Annotated in this window: 18 protein-coding genes; 16 read left to right on the top strand and 2 right to left on the bottom strand. The window is 71.3% G+C overall.

Annotation, left to right across the window (positions count from 1 at the left end):
* Positions 1-155: 155 nt before the first annotated feature.
* The 5 genes from QM641_RS06195 to QM641_RS06215 are packed head-to-tail and all read left to right on the top strand — an operon-like array spanning position 156 to position 4,408.
* Positions 156-560, top strand: coding sequence for a Fur family transcriptional regulator (locus QM641_RS06195; protein WP_415114541.1), 405 nt, complete (start codon positions 156-158; stop codon positions 558-560).
* Positions 547-1,587, top strand: coding sequence for a permease (locus QM641_RS06200; protein WP_415114543.1), 1,041 nt, complete (start codon positions 547-549; stop codon positions 1,585-1,587). Before QM641_RS06195 ends, QM641_RS06200 begins: the two co-directional genes overlap by 14 nt.
* A gap of 22 nt (positions 1,588-1,609) precedes the next feature.
* The gene (locus QM641_RS06205; RefSeq protein ID WP_415114572.1) at positions 1,610-2,380 is read left to right on the top strand and encodes a TIGR03943 family putative permease subunit; all 771 of its coding nucleotides are present in this window, start codon (positions 1,610-1,612) and stop codon (positions 2,378-2,380) included.
* Positions 2,370-3,752, top strand: coding sequence for a hypothetical protein (locus QM641_RS06210; RefSeq protein WP_415114545.1), 1,383 nt, complete (start codon positions 2,370-2,372; stop codon positions 3,750-3,752). The genes QM641_RS06205 and QM641_RS06210 overlap by 11 nt, the downstream gene beginning before the upstream one ends.
* Positions 3,728-4,408 (top strand): DNA-3-methyladenine glycosylase, encoded by a 681-nt coding sequence (locus QM641_RS06215; RefSeq protein ID WP_415114547.1) that lies wholly within the window; start codon positions 3,728-3,730, stop codon positions 4,406-4,408. The genes QM641_RS06210 and QM641_RS06215 overlap by 25 nt, the downstream gene beginning before the upstream one ends.
* Positions 4,409-4,650: 242 nt before the next feature.
* Here QM641_RS06215 and QM641_RS06220 read toward each other — a convergent pair whose 3' ends face one another.
* The gene (locus QM641_RS06220; protein WP_415114549.1) at positions 4,651-5,673 is read right to left on the bottom strand and encodes a LacI family DNA-binding transcriptional regulator; all 1,023 of its coding nucleotides are present in this window, start codon (positions 5,671-5,673) and stop codon (positions 4,651-4,653) included.
* 243 nt (positions 5,674-5,916) lie between these two features.
* On the opposite strand from QM641_RS06220, the gene QM641_RS06225 reads away from it, so the two are divergent.
* From QM641_RS06225 to QM641_RS06270, 10 genes are all read left to right on the top strand, one after another.
* Positions 5,917-7,176, top strand: coding sequence for an ABC transporter substrate-binding protein (locus QM641_RS06225; RefSeq protein WP_415114551.1), 1,260 nt, complete (start codon positions 5,917-5,919; stop codon positions 7,174-7,176).
* A gap of 26 nt (positions 7,177-7,202) precedes the next feature.
* On the top strand, positions 7,203-8,159 hold the full coding sequence (locus QM641_RS06230; RefSeq protein WP_415114553.1) for a carbohydrate ABC transporter permease: 957 nt from the start codon (positions 7,203-7,205) through the stop codon (positions 8,157-8,159).
* Positions 8,156-9,046: a carbohydrate ABC transporter permease gene (locus QM641_RS06235; RefSeq protein WP_415114555.1), complete on the top strand. Its 891-nt coding sequence runs from the start codon at positions 8,156-8,158 to the stop codon at positions 9,044-9,046. The genes QM641_RS06230 and QM641_RS06235 overlap by 4 nt, the downstream gene beginning before the upstream one ends.
* Entirely contained in the window at positions 9,043-10,050 is a 1,008-nt protein-coding gene (locus tag QM641_RS06240) for an SDR family oxidoreductase (RefSeq protein ID WP_415114557.1), read from the top strand. Before QM641_RS06235 ends, QM641_RS06240 begins: the two co-directional genes overlap by 4 nt.
* A 214-nt stretch (positions 10,051-10,264) precedes the next feature.
* On the top strand, positions 10,265-10,501 hold the full coding sequence (gene rpmB, locus QM641_RS06245) for a 50S ribosomal protein L28 (RefSeq protein WP_228179498.1): 237 nt from the start codon (positions 10,265-10,267) through the stop codon (positions 10,499-10,501).
* Complete coding sequence (gene rpmG / locus QM641_RS06250) at positions 10,501-10,671, top strand: 50S ribosomal protein L33 (protein ID WP_005051772.1); 171 nt, start codon at positions 10,501-10,503, stop codon at positions 10,669-10,671. Before rpmB ends, rpmG begins: the two co-directional genes overlap by 1 nt.
* A gap of 3 nt (positions 10,672-10,674) precedes the next feature.
* Entirely contained in the window at positions 10,675-10,980 is a 306-nt protein-coding gene (rpsN, locus tag QM641_RS06255) for a 30S ribosomal protein S14 (RefSeq protein WP_415114562.1), read from the top strand.
* A 132-nt stretch (positions 10,981-11,112) separates the two neighbouring features.
* Positions 11,113-12,249, top strand: a complete 1,137-nt coding sequence (locus QM641_RS06260) for an alpha/beta hydrolase (protein WP_415114564.1) — start codon at positions 11,113-11,115, stop codon at positions 12,247-12,249.
* A 206-nt stretch (positions 12,250-12,455) separates the two neighbouring features.
* Positions 12,456-12,743: an HU family DNA-binding protein gene (locus QM641_RS06265; protein ID WP_415114566.1), complete on the top strand. Its 288-nt coding sequence runs from the start codon at positions 12,456-12,458 to the stop codon at positions 12,741-12,743.
* A 241-nt stretch (positions 12,744-12,984) separates the two neighbouring features.
* Positions 12,985-14,955, top strand: a complete 1,971-nt coding sequence (locus tag QM641_RS06270; protein WP_415114568.1) for a cytochrome c oxidase assembly protein — start codon at positions 12,985-12,987, stop codon at positions 14,953-14,955.
* A 333-nt stretch (positions 14,956-15,288) separates the two neighbouring features.
* Here QM641_RS06270 and QM641_RS06275 read toward each other — a convergent pair whose 3' ends face one another.
* Positions 15,289-16,434 (bottom strand): hypothetical protein, encoded by a 1,146-nt coding sequence (locus tag QM641_RS06275; protein WP_415114570.1) that lies wholly within the window; start codon positions 16,432-16,434, stop codon positions 15,289-15,291.
* Positions 16,435-16,468: 34 nt separating this feature from the next.
* On the opposite strand from QM641_RS06275, the gene QM641_RS06280 reads away from it, so the two are divergent.
* Positions 16,469-16,712, top strand: a 244-nt coding sequence (locus QM641_RS06280; RefSeq protein ID WP_415114575.1) for an AAA family ATPase, incomplete at its 3' end; no start/stop codon positions are given.

Below are 16,712 nucleotides of genomic sequence, written 5' to 3' on the forward strand. Positions count from 1 at the left end.
GTTCCTGCTTCGGCCCATACGAACATGTGGCGCCATCGCAGCGAAGTGGCGCCGTCGCAGAAAGGCGTCGCCATCGGGTGGGGGGATGGGGGGTGGGGGATGCCGGAACCGCCTGTCCCGGCGCACGCTCAGACGCCGCGAGTAGACTCCCGCGCATGGCCCAGCGCAACACCTGGCAGCGCGAGCGCGTGCGCGCGGCCCTCGCCGAGAACGCGGGCTTCGTGAGTGCGCAGGAGCTGCACGCCACGCTCCGCGCCGAGAACACCGGGATCGGCCTGGCCACCGTCTACCGCGCGCTGGCGACGCTGGCCTCGTCGGGCGAGGCCGACCAGCTTCACAGCCCGGACGGCGAGTCGATCTACCGCGCGTGCGCGACCACGGTGCACCATCACCACCTCATCTGCCGTCGCTGCGGACTGACCGTCGAGATCCAGGCGGACGACGTCGAGGAGTGGGCGGTGCGCACGGCCGCCGCCTACGGCTTCGTCGACGCCCAGCACATCGTGGACATCTTCGGGGTCTGCCCCGCTTGCGCTGCCGAGGGCGATGACGAGGGCTGACCTCTCCTCCCGCCGCGCGGCGGCGCACGGCGGCCGGCGCTCCGCAGACGAGAGCCGCGCCGTGCCGCTGGTCGCGCTCGGCGGCGGGCTCGTGGTGGTGGCGGCACTGCTCGCAGTCGCGCTGGTCTCCCCGGGTCCCGCGCTGCCCACGCGACTGCAGGACGGGCTCACCCTGGCCATCAGCGTGCTCGTCGAGTCGATGCCCTTCGTCGCGCTCGGAGTCCTGCTGTCGATCGTCGTGCAGGTGTGGATCCCGCCCGGCGCCGTCGAACGGTGGATGCCGCAGAACCCATGGGGCCGCCGGGCGGTGCTCTCGCTCCTCGGGATGCTGATCCCGGTGTGCGAGTGCGGGAACGTGCCGTTCGCGCGCGGCCTCATGATGCGCGGGTTCGGCGTCGCTGAGACGCTGACCTTCCTCGTGGCGGCGCCCATCGTCAACCCGATCGTCATCATCACGACCCATCAGGCGTTCGGGTTCGACGACGGCGTGCTCGTGGCCCGCCTGGTCGGCGGCTACGCGATCGCGAACCTGGTGGGCTGGTTGTACAGCCGGCATCCCGATCCCGACGGGCTCGTGACCGACCGGTTCCGGGAGGCGTGCGAGCCCGTGGACGCGCAGCCGACCGACCGGGGCCGCCGGAGCCTCGCGCAGTTCGTCGTGGAGCTGCGCGCGGTCATGCCGGCGCTCGTGATCGGATCGGCCCTGGCCGGTGCCGTGCAGGTGCTGGTGCCGCGCGACGCTCTGCTGGCCATCGGGTCCAACCCGGCGCTGTCGATCGTGGCGATGATCGCGCTGGCGATCGTGGTGTCGATCTGCTCGAACGTCGATGCGTTCTTCGCGCTGTCGTTCGCCTCGGCGTTCACCCCCGGCTCGCTCGTGGCGTTCCTGCTGGTCGGACCGCTCGTGGACCTGAAGATGCTGGCCCTGCTGCGGACGACCTTCCGCACCGGGGTGCTGGCGGGGCTCGTGGTGGTCGTGATCCTCGCGGCAGTGGCTCTCGGCGGGGTGGTGAACCTCCTTGCGTAGGGTGCGTGCGGCGGCGCCGCGGATGCTGGGGGTCGGCCTTGCGGCAGGGCTCGCCGCCGTCACGCTGATGCTGGCGGCGACGGGGCGGATCGGGCTGTACATCAATCCGGAGTCGTCGTGGTTCGCGGTGTCGATGGCGATCGTGGTGCTCGTGGGCGCGGTGGCGAGCTTCGCTCTGCCGCTGGGCGCGGAGGCCGATCACGGCCACGACCACGGTCATGACCACGGGCACCGCCACGACCACGGCGACGAGGACGACGACCACGACCACGGCGACCACGGACACAGCGGCGCGGCGCGGCTGCCCGCCCTGGCCGGCGCGGTCGGCGGCGCGCTCGCGACCGGGATCGTGGCGACGATCCTGGTCGTACCGCCGGCGACGCTGTCGGCCGAGCTGGCGATGTCGCGCGACACCGGCGCGCCCCCGCTGTTCCAGGGCGCCGACGACATCGCCCTGGCGGCCACCGGCGACACGTCGTCGTTCGGCATCGGCGAGTGGGCAAGCGTGTTCGCCACCGCGACCAACCCCGAGGCGTTCGACGGCGACCCGGTCACCCTGACCGGGTTCGTGACTCCGGCCGACGGCGACGGCTTCATGCTCGGGCGGCTGGTCATCACGCACTGCGTGATCGACGCGCAGGCCGCGAGCATCCCGATCGCTGCGGACGACGCGCCCGCCACCGGCCAGTGGGTGACCGTGACCGGGACCGTGCGCGACGTCGACGGGCGCCTCCAGGTGCGCGCCACGTCGGTGCAGTCCGTGGACGTGCCGAAGGACCCGTATGAGTACTGATCGACCGGCGCGCTCCCGGCGCGCCTACCTCGGCGCGTTCGCGATCGTGGTCGGCGCGCTCCTGGTCCTCGCCCTCGGCGGGGCGGCGCTGACGACCGCGCAGGGACCGCGGGTCACGCACGTGCAGCTCGACCCGGTGGCGGCGGCGACGGCATCCGGATCGCGGCTCATCTTCACGACGTCGCAGTCCCTGCGCGAGGTCGACGTGTCGCAGGTGACCATCACCCCGGCCGCCGACTTCACCGTGGACACGTCTGGCCGCACGGTCGGCATCCGCTTCTCCCGACCGCTGTGGGACGACACCGAGTACCGCGTGCGGATCGAGGACGTCACCGGGCTCGGCGGCGGCCCCACCGCGACCGTCGAGGAGTCGTTCACGACGCCGCCGGCGGAGGTCTATGTGCTGCGGCGCGCTCTCACCGGCGACAAGATCGTGCGCACGAGTCTCGACGGCACCGCCGAGACGGTGTACTCGCACCCGCACATCGAGGACTTCCGCGCCACCACCGGGCACCTCGTGATCGAGACCCTCGACGGCGACCGGCCCGTGCTGGTCACCACGCGCCTTGACGGCAGCGGGGAGCGCGAGCTCACCCTCCCCGGTGACGGCACGGTCGCGAACCTGCAGAGCGCCGATCGCGGCAACCTCGTCGGCTACACCTTCACCGACGCCTCGATCGGCGCCGGCGGGAGCCGGGAGAGCGCGCTGTACATCGCGTCCCTGAACGACCCGGAGGCCGCGCCCACCGCCATCGAGATCGCCGGCGGCGACGCGCGCGTCGACGACTGGCGGTTCGTGCCCGGCACCGACAGCCTCCTCATGCTGACCTACGACGGCACGCTCACCCTCGCGACCGCCGACGGGAGCGCGCCGGTCGCGCTCGGGACGGCCCTCGCGATCGACGGGATCGCGCGCGGGTCGACCTCGGCGGTCGTCGAGCGGCTGACCGAGCGCATTGCGGTCGATCTCGCCACGGCGAAGGAGAGCGCGCTGCCACCGCTGGATGCCGCGCTGGGCAGCCCCGGCGCGGTCACCCCGCTCGCCGACGGCGGGACGCTGCGCGTGGTGTCGCAGCTCGACGGGTTCACCGTGCGCTCCACCGACGTCGTCCTCGCCGACGCCGAGGGGGCGGCCGAACGCGTGTTCGGCGTGCCCGCCGGCGACCTGCTGCTGCACACGTGCGTCGCCCCGAGCGGTCGGTACGCGGCGTTCCTCGTCGCCCCGAACGGCGTCGACAACCCCTACGACGGCTACCGGCTCCCGCTCCCGGAACGGCTGGAGACGCACGTGGTCGAGCTGGACTCGGGCGAGGAGGTGTCGGTGCTGGAGGGCTTCGACATCTCCTGGTGCCAGAGCGCGCCGCGCCCGTGAGCGCGCTCGTGAAGGCGACGCGCGAGGACCTCGACGGCCTGCCCGTCGAGGTCGCCCCGATCCTCCTCGGCGGCGTGCTGCGGGTGCGGGTGGACGGGGCGACGGTCGCGGTGCGGATCACCGAGGTCGAGGCCTACCACGGCCGCGGCACAGGTGCGGTGCCCGATCCCGGGTCGCACGCGCGCATGGGACCGACGGCCCGCAATGCCACGATGTGGGGCGAGGCCGGACGCCTCTACGTGTACCTCAGTCACGGCATCCACTCGTGCGTGAACGTCGTGTGCGGTCCGGTCGGCACCGCCGGCGGGGTGCTGCTGCGCGCGGGCGAGGTGGTGGAGGGCGCGGATGCCGCGTTCGCGCGCCGTCCGTCGGCCCGCTCGGCCCGCGACCTCGCCCGCGGCCCCGGACGGCTGGGCGACGCGGTCGGGCTGCGCCACGCGGTCCACGACGGCATCGACGCCGTCGCGGGCGCGCCCCGCGCCGGTGCGGTCGCGCACCTGCTGCTGCGCGAGACGCCGGTGGCCGGGGTGCGCACCGGGCCCCGGGTGGGCGTGGCCGGTGCGGCCGGGACGGATGCCTTCCCCTGGCGCTTCTGGATCGACGGCGATCCCACGGTGTCGCCGTTCCGCTGGGGGCGCGGCGCCGCGCCCGCCTGATCGGGTTCAGGGCGCCGCGGCTGCTCGATCCGGACCCCGGCTCGTCGCACGCCCGTCCGGACCCGGGCTCGTCGCACGCCCGTCCGGACCCGGGCTCGTCGCACCCCCCTGCCCCGCCGAGTCACTGCCTTCCCGCCGAGTCACTGTGCTCCAGCGCAGTGACTGGATGCCGGGGCAGTGACTCGCGTCTGGGAGTAGTGACTCGCGTCTGGGAGTGGCCTGTGCCGGGGGAGGTCCGCGCCTCAGGTGGTGCCGCGCGCGACGAGCTGCGTCGGCAGCAGCGTCGTGCCCGGCCGCTGCGTGCGACCGTGGATGTCCTCGAGCAGGCTGCGGGCCGCTGTCGCGCCGATCTCCTCGAACGGCACGCTGATCGTGCTGAGGTCGAGCAGCTCGGACATCTCATGACCGTCGTAGCCGATGATCGCGACGTCCTTCCCCGGCTGCAGTCCGCGCTCGGCCATGACGCGGATCGCGCCGTAGGCCATCTCGTCCGAGAAGGCGAAGACCGCGGTCGGCGGCTCGTCGGAGTCCAGCAGTCGTGCCATGGCGCGGGCGCCGCCCGACATCGTGTACTCGCCCGGCACGAGCAGCTCGTGATCGCGCTGGAGCCCGGCACGATCCATGGCGTCGCAGAATCCCAGGTGCCGGTCGTGCTCGAGCACGGCGACGCTCTCGGCATCCCGGCCGTAGATCGCCGCGATGCGGCGATGCCCGCGGGAGATCAAGTGCTCGGTGGCGATGGCGGCGCCGGCGCGGTCGTCGATCTGCACGCTCGAGGTCCACGGACCTCGCGACCCGAACATCGTGATCGGCATGCGCAGCTGGAGGATCTTCTCCAGGTCGGGGCTCTGGGCGCTCAGCGACAGGACGAGAAAACCGTCGACACGACGAGCCAGACGCTGATGCGGCGGCACCGGATGCGGGTCGCTCGGGTCGCCGGTGCAGTAGATGAGGAAGTCCGTGCGGGTGTGGCGCAGCTCGCGCTCGATGCCGGCCAGCATGCGCTGGAACGCCAGCCGGTCGACGAAAGGCGTGATGATGCCGATGCTGCCGGTGCGTCCGGTGGACAGCGCCGCCGCGGCCGGCGACCCGATGTAGTCCAGGCGCTGGGCGACCTCCAGGACGTGGTCGCGGATGCCGGGTGCGACGGACTCGAAGCCGCGCAGTGCGCGGGAGACGGTCGCCGTGGACACGCCGGCGACGAGGGCTATGTCCTTGACAGTGACGCCCACCGGTCCTCCCGCGCTCTCGTCGGCACGATACACCCTAGCGTTCCTGTCCGGATGACAGCGCAGTAAGCGATTACAGTATGGCACGCACCAATCAAGACCCAATAAAGACCAGATCAAAGCGGCTAGGTTCCGATCGTTATTCGATTGTGAGTAACCGGTTACTTGACAGTCGAAGCTATGCCCTAGCAAGCTGAGCAAGGACGTGCCACCGGCACGGACGGTCCGCCGGGGCATCACCGCGCACGGCGAGACGACCGAGATCTCAGAGGAGAGACAGTGCGTACAAAGAAGTGGCTTGTCACGGGGGCGATTGCGGCGACGGCATTCGCGTTGCTCACCGGCTGCAGCGGCGGCAGCTCGCCGCAGTCCGGATCCACCGAAGAGGGCGGAACAGGCCCGATCACCTTCGCGTCCGGCAAGGACCTCACCGGCGCGATGCCGCAGCTCATCGACATGTGGAACGAGAAGCACCCCGACCAGGAGGTGACCTTCCTGGAGCTGTCCGCATCGCCCGACGACCAGCGCAACTCGTTCATCCAGGACTTCCAGGCCAAGAGCGGCAAGTACGACGTGATCTGGATGGACGTCGTCTGGACGTCGGAGTTCGCCGCACGCGGCTGGCTGGAGCCCCTCGACGAGGCCGCGGTGGGCGGCGACGCCGTGATCCCGGCCGCGAAGGCGACCGCCGTCTACGACGGTCAGATGTACGGGGCGCCGTTCATGACCAACGCCGGCCTGCTGTACTACCGGTCAGACCTCGTGCCGACCCCGCCGACGACGTGGGCCGAGCTGGAGGCGGCGTGCGAGGTCGCGAAGGCGAACGCCATGGACTGCTACGCCGGACAGTTCGCACAGTACGAGGGCCTCACCGTCAACGTCGCCGAGGCGATCAACTCGGCCGGCGGCACGTTCCTCAGTGACGACGGCACGGAGGTCACCGTCGACTCGCCGGAGGCTCGCGAGGGACTGCAGCACCTCGTCGACATGTTCGACAACGGTGACATCAACGAGGCCGCGATCACCTACAAGGAGCAGGAGAGCGCGAACGCGTTCCTCGAGGGCAAGCTCATGTTCCTGCGCAACTGGCCCTACGTCTACACGGCCGCGAGCGCCGACGACTCGGTGATCAAAGGCAAGTTCGGCATGGCGCAGCTGCCCGGCAAGGACGGACTCGGCGTCTCGTCGCTCGGCGGCATCGACCTGGCCGTCAACGCCTTCTCCAAGAACAAGGAGACCGCGAAGGCGTGGGTCGAGTGGATGCAGTCGGAGGAGGCGCAGCGCGTGCTCGTGAGCGTCATGAACCAGGCGTCGGTGCTCACCGACCTCTACACCGACCCCGACCTGGTGGCCGTGTCGCCCTACCTGCCGACGCTCAAGGACTCGGAGCTGACCGCCGTGCCGCGGCCGCAGACGCCGAACTACAACGCGGTGAGCCTCGCGATCCAGAAGAACGGCTACGCCGCACTGCAGGGCGAGCTGACCGTCGACGAGGCCATCACCCAGATGGCCGCTGACCTCGAGCAGGCCATCAAGTAGTCCGTCGATCACCCGGAAGGCGAGCCATGTCTGTCTCATCCGCACCCGCGCCAAAGGCCGTCCGAGGTCGGTCGGCGGCGCAGGCCCGAGAGCGAGACGGCGGGCTCGCCTTCTGGCTCATCGTCCCCTCGATCGTCATCCTGACGCTGGTCATCGGCTATCCGGTCGCGTCGTCGCTCGTCCGCTCGCTGTTCGGCGACGGAATCGGCGAGGTGCCGTTCGTCGGGCTCGACAACTACGCGAGCGCCCTGTGGGGCGTCGGCGCCACCGAGTTCTGGGAGGCGACGGGATTCACCTACCTGATCTCCGCCGTCACCATCGTCCTGGAGACGCTGCTGGGCCTCGCGATGGCGCTCATCATGAATCGTGCGTTCAAGGGGCGCGGCATCCTGCGCGCCAGTGTGCTCGTCCCCTGGGCGATCCCCACCGCGGTGGCAGCGGTGCTGTGGAAGTGGTCGTTCGACCCGTCCGGGATCGTCAACGCGCTCCTCGGGCAGCAGATCGTGTGGACCGGGTCGGAGCTGCCCTCGTTCGTGGCGATCGTCGTGGCCGACACGTGGAAGACGGCGCCGTTCATCGCGCTGCTGATCCTCGCGGGGCTCCAGGTGATCCCCGAGGAGGTCTACGAGGCCGCGAAGATCGACGGGGCCGGGGCATGGCAGCGCTTCTGGCTGATCACGATGCCGCTGGTCAAGCCGGCGCTCCTGGTCGCGGTGCTGTTCCGCCTGCTCGACGCACTGCGCATGTACGACCTGCCGTGGATCCTCACCGGCGGAGCCAACGGGACCACCACGCTGTCGATCCTCGTGGTCCAGTCCACGCTGAGCCAGTTGAAGCCCGGATACGGCGGCGCGCTCGCGACGATCACGTTCCTGCTCATCTTCCTGACGGCGTTCGTGTTCGTCCGGGCGCTCGGGGTCAACGCCGTCGACACCGGCGAGTCCGGCCGCGAGGCGAAGAAGCAGAAGGAGACGAAGCGATGACCGCCGTGACCACCGCCGACGCACGCGAGACGGCCGTGACGCAGGCGCCGCGCGCGCGTCGCCCGCTCCGGGCGGGCACCGTCGGGCTCTACGTCGGGATCGTCGCGATCGCCGTGTTCTGTCTCGCGCCGTTCTACTGGATGGTCGTGTCGAGCCTCAAGGACCCGCGCGCCATCTTCGACAACTCGCTCATTCCGCTCAATCCCACGCTGATGAACTACGAGGCGGTGTTCGGTGCGCAGAACACCTTCGTCTTCGCGCTCCGCAACAGCCTGATCATCGCGGGGAGCGTCATGATGCTCGCCCTCGTGTTCGGTGTGTTCGCCGCGTACGCGATCGCGCGGCTGCAGTTCCGCGGCAAGACCCTCGTGCTCGGGATGTTCCTGGCCACCTCGATGTTCCCCGGCGTCGCGATCCTCACGCCGCTGTTCCAGCTGTTCGCGGACTGGGGGTGGATCGACACCTATCAGGCGATGATCATCCCGGACATCAGCTTCTCGCTGCCGCTCGGGGTGTGGATCCTGACCAGCTTCTTCAAGGCCATGCCGTGGGAGCTGGAGCAGGCCGCGCGCGTGGACGGCTGCACGCGCGGCCAGGCGTTCCGCCGCGTGATCCTCCCGCTTGCCGTGCCGGGCGTGTTCACGACCGCGATCCTCGTGTTCATCTCCGCCTGGAACGAGTTCATGATCGCCAACTCCATGTCGCAGACCCCCGCCGCCCAGCCGGTCACGGTCGCGATCGCCCAGTTCTCCGGCATCTCGCAGTACGACACCCCGTATGGTACGCAGATGGCGGCGGGCGTCATCGTCACCGTGCCGCTCATCGTGCTCGTGCTGCTGTTCCAGCGCAGAATCATCAGCGGTCTGACCGCGGGAGGAGTCAAGTGAGACCATTGCGCGTCCTGTTCGTCGGGGGCACCGGCATCATCAGCACGGCCTGCGTCGCCGAAGCGCTCGCACAGGGGCATGAGGTGCATCTGCTCAACCGGGGGACCACCGGCATCCGCCCCGTCCCGGAGGGCGCGATCGTGCACACCGGCGACATCCGTGACGAGGATGCCGCGCGCGCCGCCCTCGCCGGGCTCGACTTCGACGTCGTCGCCGAGTTCCTCGCCTTCGTGCCCGAGCACATCGAGACCGACCTGCGCCTGTTCTGCGGACGGACCCGGCAGTACGTCTTCGTGAGCTCCGCCTCGGCCTACCAGACCCCGCCGACGCACCTGCCGGTCACCGAGTCGACGCCGCTGCGCAACCCGTACTGGGAGTACTCGCGCAACAAGATCGCCTGCGAGGACGCGCTGACGGTGGCGTATCGCGAGACGGGCTTCCCGATGACGATCGTGCGGCCGTCGCACACGTACGACCCGACCATGCCGCCGTTCGACGGCGGTTGGACCGTGGTCGAACGGATGCGCGCAGGCAAAGGCGTCGTGGTGCCCGGTGACGGCACGTCGCTGTGGACGATCACGCACCACACGGACTTCGCGCGCGGTTTCGTCGGCCTGTTCGGTCGCAGCGAGGCGCTCGGCGAGGCCTTCCACATCACCGGCTCGGAGTCGCCCACCTGGAACGACATCTACACGCAGGTCGCGCGCGCCGCGGGCGTCGCGGAGCCCGACCTCGTGCACGTCCCCTCGGATGCCGTCGCCGCCGTCGACGCCGAGTGGGGGGCGGCGCTGCTGGGCGACAAGGCCCACTCGATGGTCTTCGACAACGGCAAGATCTCGCGACTCGTGCCACAGTTCCGCACCACGGTGCCGTTCGCGCGCGGCGCGGAGGAGATCGTCGCGTGGCACGACGCCCATCCCGAGGCGCGGGTGGTCGACCCGCACTACGACCGCCTCATGGACGCGCTCGTGGCCGCCCACCGTCCCCGGCCGCTGCCGGGGTGAGGAACGCCGCCGCACGATCGCCTGCCGCGTTCCCCGGGTTCTGAACGCTGCGCGACCCGGGCGTGATAGGGTTGCTCTTTGGCTGTGCGCACTCCAGCGCGCAGATCGCGCCCACTCCCTCGTCGCAGGCCGGAACCGGCCGGGTGAGCCGTGGGCGCAGACAAGGGATCTTGGGTGGGGCCGTCCGGCCCCACGGTATTAAGGAGACACCACCATGGCAGCAGTGTGCCAGGTGACCGGAGCGGTTCCCGGCTTCGGTCACAACATCTCGCACTCGCACCGCCGGACGAAGCGCCGCTTCGACCCGAACGTGCAGAAGAAGACCTACTACGTTCCTTCGCTCGGTCGTAAGGTCACCCTGAACGTGTCCGCCAAGGGCATCAAGGTGATCGACGCGCGCGGCATCGAGTCGGTCGTGAAGGACCTGATCGCGAAGGGTGTGAAGCTCTGATGGCCAAGAAGGCGCAGGACGTCCGTCCGATCATCAAGCTGCGTTCGACCGCCGGCACGGGGTACACCTACGTGACGCGCAAGAACCGCCGCAACAACCCCGACCGCATCGTGCTCAAGAAGTACGACCCGGTGATCCGCAAGCACGTCGAATTCCGAGAGGAGCGCTGACCCATGGCCAAGAAGAGCAAGATCGCTCGTAACGAGCAGCGCAAGGTGGTCGTGGAGCGCTACGCCGCCCAGCGCGCCCAGCTGAAGAAGCAGCTCGTCGACCCCAACGCCACCGACGAGCAGCGTGAGGCCGCCCGCGTCGGCCTGCAGAAGCTGCCCCGCAACGCCTCGCCGGTGCGCCTGCGCAGCCGCGACGTCATCGACGGCCGCCCGCGCGGTGTGCTGTCGAAGTTCGGCGTCTCGCGCGTCCGCTTCCGCGACATGGCCCACCGGGGCGAGCTCCCCGGTGTGACCAAGTCCAGCTGGTAGGAGCCGCACAGCGCCAGGCCGGAGTCCCTCGGGGCTCCGGCCTTACGCGTTCCGGGTGGACGGGCGCCGGCGCCGGTGGCGTGTGGCACGATGGGCGCAGCCGTCCGAGGACGTCGCCGACAGGAGGGACGGATGCCGCTGGATCCCGTGTTCGCCGAGCGCACGCGCGCGCACCGACGCTACCTGCTCGGCCAGAAGCTCACCGAGCTCAAGCGGCGCGCGCACTGGCCCTGGCTGCCGCGTCCGGTGCGGCCGCTTCTGCCCCCCGCGACGTCCGCGCCGTCGAAGCAGCCGCCGCCGCAGGCCGCTGCCGGGGCATCCGCCCCGGCGGCCGCATCGGCCGCGGCATCCGCTCCGCGACCCGCACCCACGCCCGCTGAACTGCGCGACCGCAAGCGCCGCGATGCGCGCCTCTGGGACCGCAAGGAGCTCGCCGACATCGGCACCCCCGGCCCGCGCGTGCGCACGCAGGAGCACGTCGTCGCGGTCGACGGCTACCCCGACGTGCGCGTGCGTCTCTACCTGCCCGACGGGGCGGACGGGCCGGTCCCCGCGTGCCTCACGTTCTTCGGCGGCGCCTTCCGGCTCGGCGGCATCGACTACCCCACGACGGATGCCGCCAACCGGCGCCGCACGCAGGCCGCCGGCGTCGCGTGCCTCGCCGTGGACTACGCCCTCGCGCCCGAGCATCGCTACCCCACCCAGGTCGAGCAGGGCTACGCCGCGCTGGTCTGGCTCTTCGCGCACGCCGGCGAGCTCGGCGTCGACCCCGACCGCATCGGCATCCAGGGCACGTCCGCGGGCGGCTGCATCGCCGCGGCGGTCACGCTCGTCAACCGCGACCGGGCGCGGCTGCCGATCCGCATCCAGGTGCTGGAGGTCCCGGCCACCGACCTCACCGGTCGCCACGTCGATCTGCGGGTGCCGTGGTCGATGGGCGTCCCGTCGCCGCTCGTGCGCGCCGAGATGCGCTCGATCGCCCGCTCGTACCTGTCCGACACCTCCCGTGCGCGCGAGCCGTACGCCTCGCCGCTGCGCGCCGCGTCGCACGAGGGGCTGCCTCCGGCGGTGGTGCTCACCGCCGAGTACGACCCGCTGCGCGGCGACGGCGCCGCCTACGCCGCCGCGCTGCGCGCGGCGGGGGTCGAGGCCAGCGCCGTGCAGTACCTCGGGGTCACGCACGATGTCGCGATGTTCACCGGAGCGCTCGATGCCGCGCGGCGCTGGGAGGACGACGTGGTGTGCGCGCTGCGGCGCCTGCACGGGTGAGGGCGGACGTGGCATGCGTCTCATTGGTCACACCAGCCGCATCCGTCACGTGATCTTCCCGTGAAGATGACGCCTGATGCCGGGAAATCCGCGGAATCACGCCGTTCATGGGTATATTCGAGGGCGGTCGATTGACCATCCGGCGGGATGACCGTCCGGTCCGATGTAACTGACGGCACCGATCGCCGTCTGGAGGACAAACCCCTATGGCTGACAAGTCCATCACCAAGACCGAGCTCGTCGCGAGCATCGCCAGCGCCACGGGCCAGAGCCAGGCCACGGTGGCCGGCGTGCTCGACGCCCTGTTCGCCTCCGTCTCGGAGAACGTTGCCAAGGGCAACAAGGTCTCGATCCCCGGCTGGATCGCCTTCGAGCAGGTCGACACCGCCGCCCGCACCGGCCGCAACCCGCAGACGGGCGCGGAGATCCAGATCGCCGCGGGCAAGCGCGTGAAGGTGACCGCGGGCTCGAAGCTCAAGGCCGCCGTCAAGTAACGCGACGCCGAGCTCGTCCGGAGGGGGATGCCGTGCGGCATCCCCCTCCGGCGTTCCTGCGCGCGACTTTCGGGGCCGGCACGCGCGGAATGCGGCCCGGACCAAGGCTGGATCTCGAAGGATGTGCCTCTGAGACGGGGTTCTGCGAGATCCAGCCTGTATCCGGACGTCATTCGGCGGCTGCCGGACCCGTGAACCCGCGCTCGACGGCCGCTGCCGACGCCGCGCGTAGGCTTGACGGGTGAACTCGCGGGCGCTCCGGCTCGCCGGACCGGCGATCCTCGTCGTGACGGCGCTGGTCGTGCTCGTCGCCGGGCTGGCCTTCGGTGGGGGCGCGTCGCCCCTGCTCCTCGGCGACCCCGGACCGGTCGTGCGCTGGGGTCTGCCGGTGGCGCGTCTGGTCGTCAACCTCGCCGCGGCCGGCATGGTCGGCGCGCTCGTGGTGGCCCTGTTCGCGCTCAAGGCCGGCGAGCGTCCCTTCGACGCGGCGCTGGACACCGCCTCGGTCTCGGCCGCGATCCTCACGGTCGCAAGCGCCGCGACCGGGTTCCTCACCTTCCTCAGCATCCTGAACGCCAGGCTGAGCGTCGACGCCCGGTTCGGGCAGCAGCTCGGGCGCTTCCTGACCGAGACCGAGCCGGGCCGTGCGTGGCTGGCGACGACCGTCGCCGGTGCCGCGCTGACGGTGCTCGCCTTCGCCGTGCGCGGCTGGACGACGACGCTCCTCGTCGCACTCGCCGCGCTCGTGGCGCTCGTGCCGATGGCCACCCAGGGGCACTCCGGAGAGGAGGCGAACCACAACCTCGCCGTCACCGCGCTGCTGCTGCACATCGTCGCGGCGGCCGTGTGGCTGGGCGGGCTGCTGTTCCTCGTGATCGTGCGCCCGGCGCGCGATCAGATCGCGGCGGTCCTCGGCCGCTACTCGAGCATCGCGCTGGTCGCCTTCGTCGTCGTCTCCCTCTCCGGCGTCGTGCGTGGCGCGGTCGGAGTGGTGACGTGGGAGAACCTGCTCTCGCCGTACGGTGCGCTGCTGCTCGTGAAGGTGGGCGCGCTGCTGTCGATCGGCGCGCTCGGCGCCTGGTATCGGCGACGCCTCATCGGTCGGATCGAGACGGATGCCGCCGCCCGCATGTTCTGGCGGCTCGTCCTGCTGGAGCTCGCCGTCATGGGCGTGGCCAGCGGCGCCGCGGTGGCCCTCTCGCGCACCCCTCCGCCGACGGACACGACCCTTCCCGCGGCGCCCACCCCGGCCGAGCTCCTCACCGGCGCGCCGCTGCCGCCCGAACTGACCGCGCAGCGGTGGTTGACCGCGGTGAACCTCGATCCGCTGTGGGCGTTCGTCGTCGGGTTCGGGCTCTTCTTCTACCTCGCCGGCGTGCGGCGGCTGCGCCGGCGCGGCGACCGCTGGCCGCTGCATCGCACCGCCCTGTGGGTCGTCGGCATGGTGCTGCTGCTGTGGGTCACGTGCGGTCCGGTCAACGCGTATCAGGAATACCTGTTCAGCGTGCACATGATCGGGCACATGATGCTGACCATGGCCATCCCGGTGTGTCTCGTGCCGGCGGCACCGGTCACGCTCGCCGCGCGGGCGATCCGCAAGCGCGACGACGGGACGCGCGGCGGTCGCGAGTGGATTCTCTGGGCCGTGCACTCGCCGTTCGCGCGGGTGGTCACCCACCCGGCGGTCACAGCGGTCCTGTTCATCGGGTCGCTGTGGGTGTTCTACTACACCGACCTGGTGCGCTGGTCGCTGTACGAGCACATCGGCCACGAGTGGATGGTCGCGCACTTCCTCATCACCGGCTACCTGTTCGCACTTTCCCTCATCGGCAAAGACCCGGTCGACTACCGCTACCCCTATCCGTTCCGGCTGCTGATCCTCATCGCCGTGATGGCGATACATGCCTTCTTCGGCATGTCCATCATGATGCAGTCGGGTCTCATGGTCGCCGAGTGGTTCGGCGCGATGGGCCGCACGTGGGGACCGACGCCGCTCGACGACCAGTACGGCGGCGGCGGGGTCGCCTGGGCGGTCGGGGAGCTGCCGACGCTCATCCTCGCCGTGGTCGTCGCCGTGCAGTGGAGCCGATCCGACGAGCGCCAACAGCGGCGCCACGACCGTCAGGAGGACCGCACCGGCGACGAGGAGCTGGTCGCCTACAACGCGCGCCTGGCCGCCCTCTCCGAGCGCGACGCCCGCGCCGATCGCTGAGCCCTGCGGGGCGCGGGGCGTGCGGGGCGGTCGCTGAGCCCCTGCCCCGCGCGGGGCGGTGAGCTGCGCTCGCCCGGGCGGTGGGCCCAGCTCGCCCCCGCCCGTGCCGCCGATCCGGTCGGCCCGCCGCCGCCTGAACCACCGCAGATCCTCCGCGCGAAACCTCCCGTTTGCACCGTTCTTCTGCCGAAAACGGTGCAAACGGGAGGTTTCGCGGTGGAGAGGTGGGCTGGTGGCAGAGGGGGGCCGATGCGGAGGGCGGCTGGGGCGCGGGCGTGCGGGGCGCGGGCGTGCGGGGCGCGGGCGTGCGGGGCGCGGGCGGGCCGCGCTGGGTCAGTCGACGGGCGTGAGCTGGATGGATGCCGCCCCGTCCGGCAGGATCTCGATCGTCCCGGTGAACGAGAACGGAACGTCCTCGTCGACGTGGCGGACCGATCCGTCGAACAGCGAGCGCACGTCCACGCGGATGTGGGCGACGGCATCCGTGCGAGGGATCGTCCAGCCGGCGCCGTCGGGTTCGACGGCGATCGTCGGCGCGGTCGCGATCGACCACTCCGGCGCCGCGGTGATGCGGTTGTGCACGACGAAGCCGAACGGGCAGCCGGTCGGCTGCAGCACCTGCTGGGTCGCGCACTCGTCGAGGAACCCCGAGACCTGTGTCTGCACGACGTCGACGAACTCGGGGGTGGGCTGAGCCTCGATGGCGACCGGCGTGCGCGCCTGCGGCGTGTCGGCGAGCACCGCGACGCCGGCGCTCGTGGCGATCGGCGTGTCGATGTCCACCGAGTACAGGCCGGGGGCGAACACGAGGAGGGGCACGGATGCCGCGGGATCGAGCTCCGCGCCGTCGGGCGAGGCCTGGCGCGTGTCGAGCTCGAACCCGTTCACCCGGAACTGGCGCGAGCCGGTGAGAGTCAGGTCGACCAGTGCGAGGGGGCTCTGCGCGAACCGCCAGGTCGGCGCGATGCCGACCGTGCCCGCCCGCTCCACGCGGAAGGTCGTCGCCCCGTCGTGCGGCCCCGCCGAGTACGACATCGTCACGACGCTGATGCCGCCCTCCTCCTGCTGCGTGGCGACGACGCGGATGTCGCGCAGCGGCGCGAGGGCCTCACGGCGCAGCAGCGCGTCGCTCGCACCGGACGGCAGGCCCGCGCCCTCCAGCGCGGACGAGTCGGTCGCGACCCCCGGCAGCTCGAGCGCGTCGGCGGCCCGACCCTGGGCGAGCAGGTCGAGGTAGCGCGTGACGAAGGCGGCCGGGCTGTAGAGCCGGTCGTAGACCACGGCCGCGCCCGCGCCGAGCGCGGCGATCAGCAGCACGGCGATCACGCCGAGCGCGACGAGCTCGAAGGCGAGACCGCGGGGCCGGCGGGCCGGCGCCGCAGGCACGGGCGCCGCCCGCACCGGCGCGTAGGGTGCGGGCGTGGCATCCGCCGACCCGTCGTCGGCGCGCGTGCGCGCCTGCTCCTCCACACCCTTCACGCTGCCAGTCTAGGAAGCCTGCTCGGTGGCTACCATGGAGCCGGTGAGCACCGTGCCGCTGACCGACGAGCAGCAGGAGCTGTTCGCGCTCATCGAGGGCGGCCGCGACCACGTCTTCGTCACCGGTCGGGCGGGAACCGGAAAGTCCACGCTGCTGCAGCACCTCGCGTGGAACACATCGAAGCAGATCGCCGTGTGCGCCCCGACCGGGGTGGCGGCCCTCAACGTCGAGGGGCAGACGATCCACTCGCTGTTCCGGCTGCCGATCGGGCTCATCG

Origin of the sequence: Microbacterium sp. (assembly GCF_047605725.1) — a bacterium.
Taxonomy (GTDB): Bacteria; Actinomycetota; Actinomycetes; order Actinomycetales; family Microbacteriaceae; genus Microbacterium.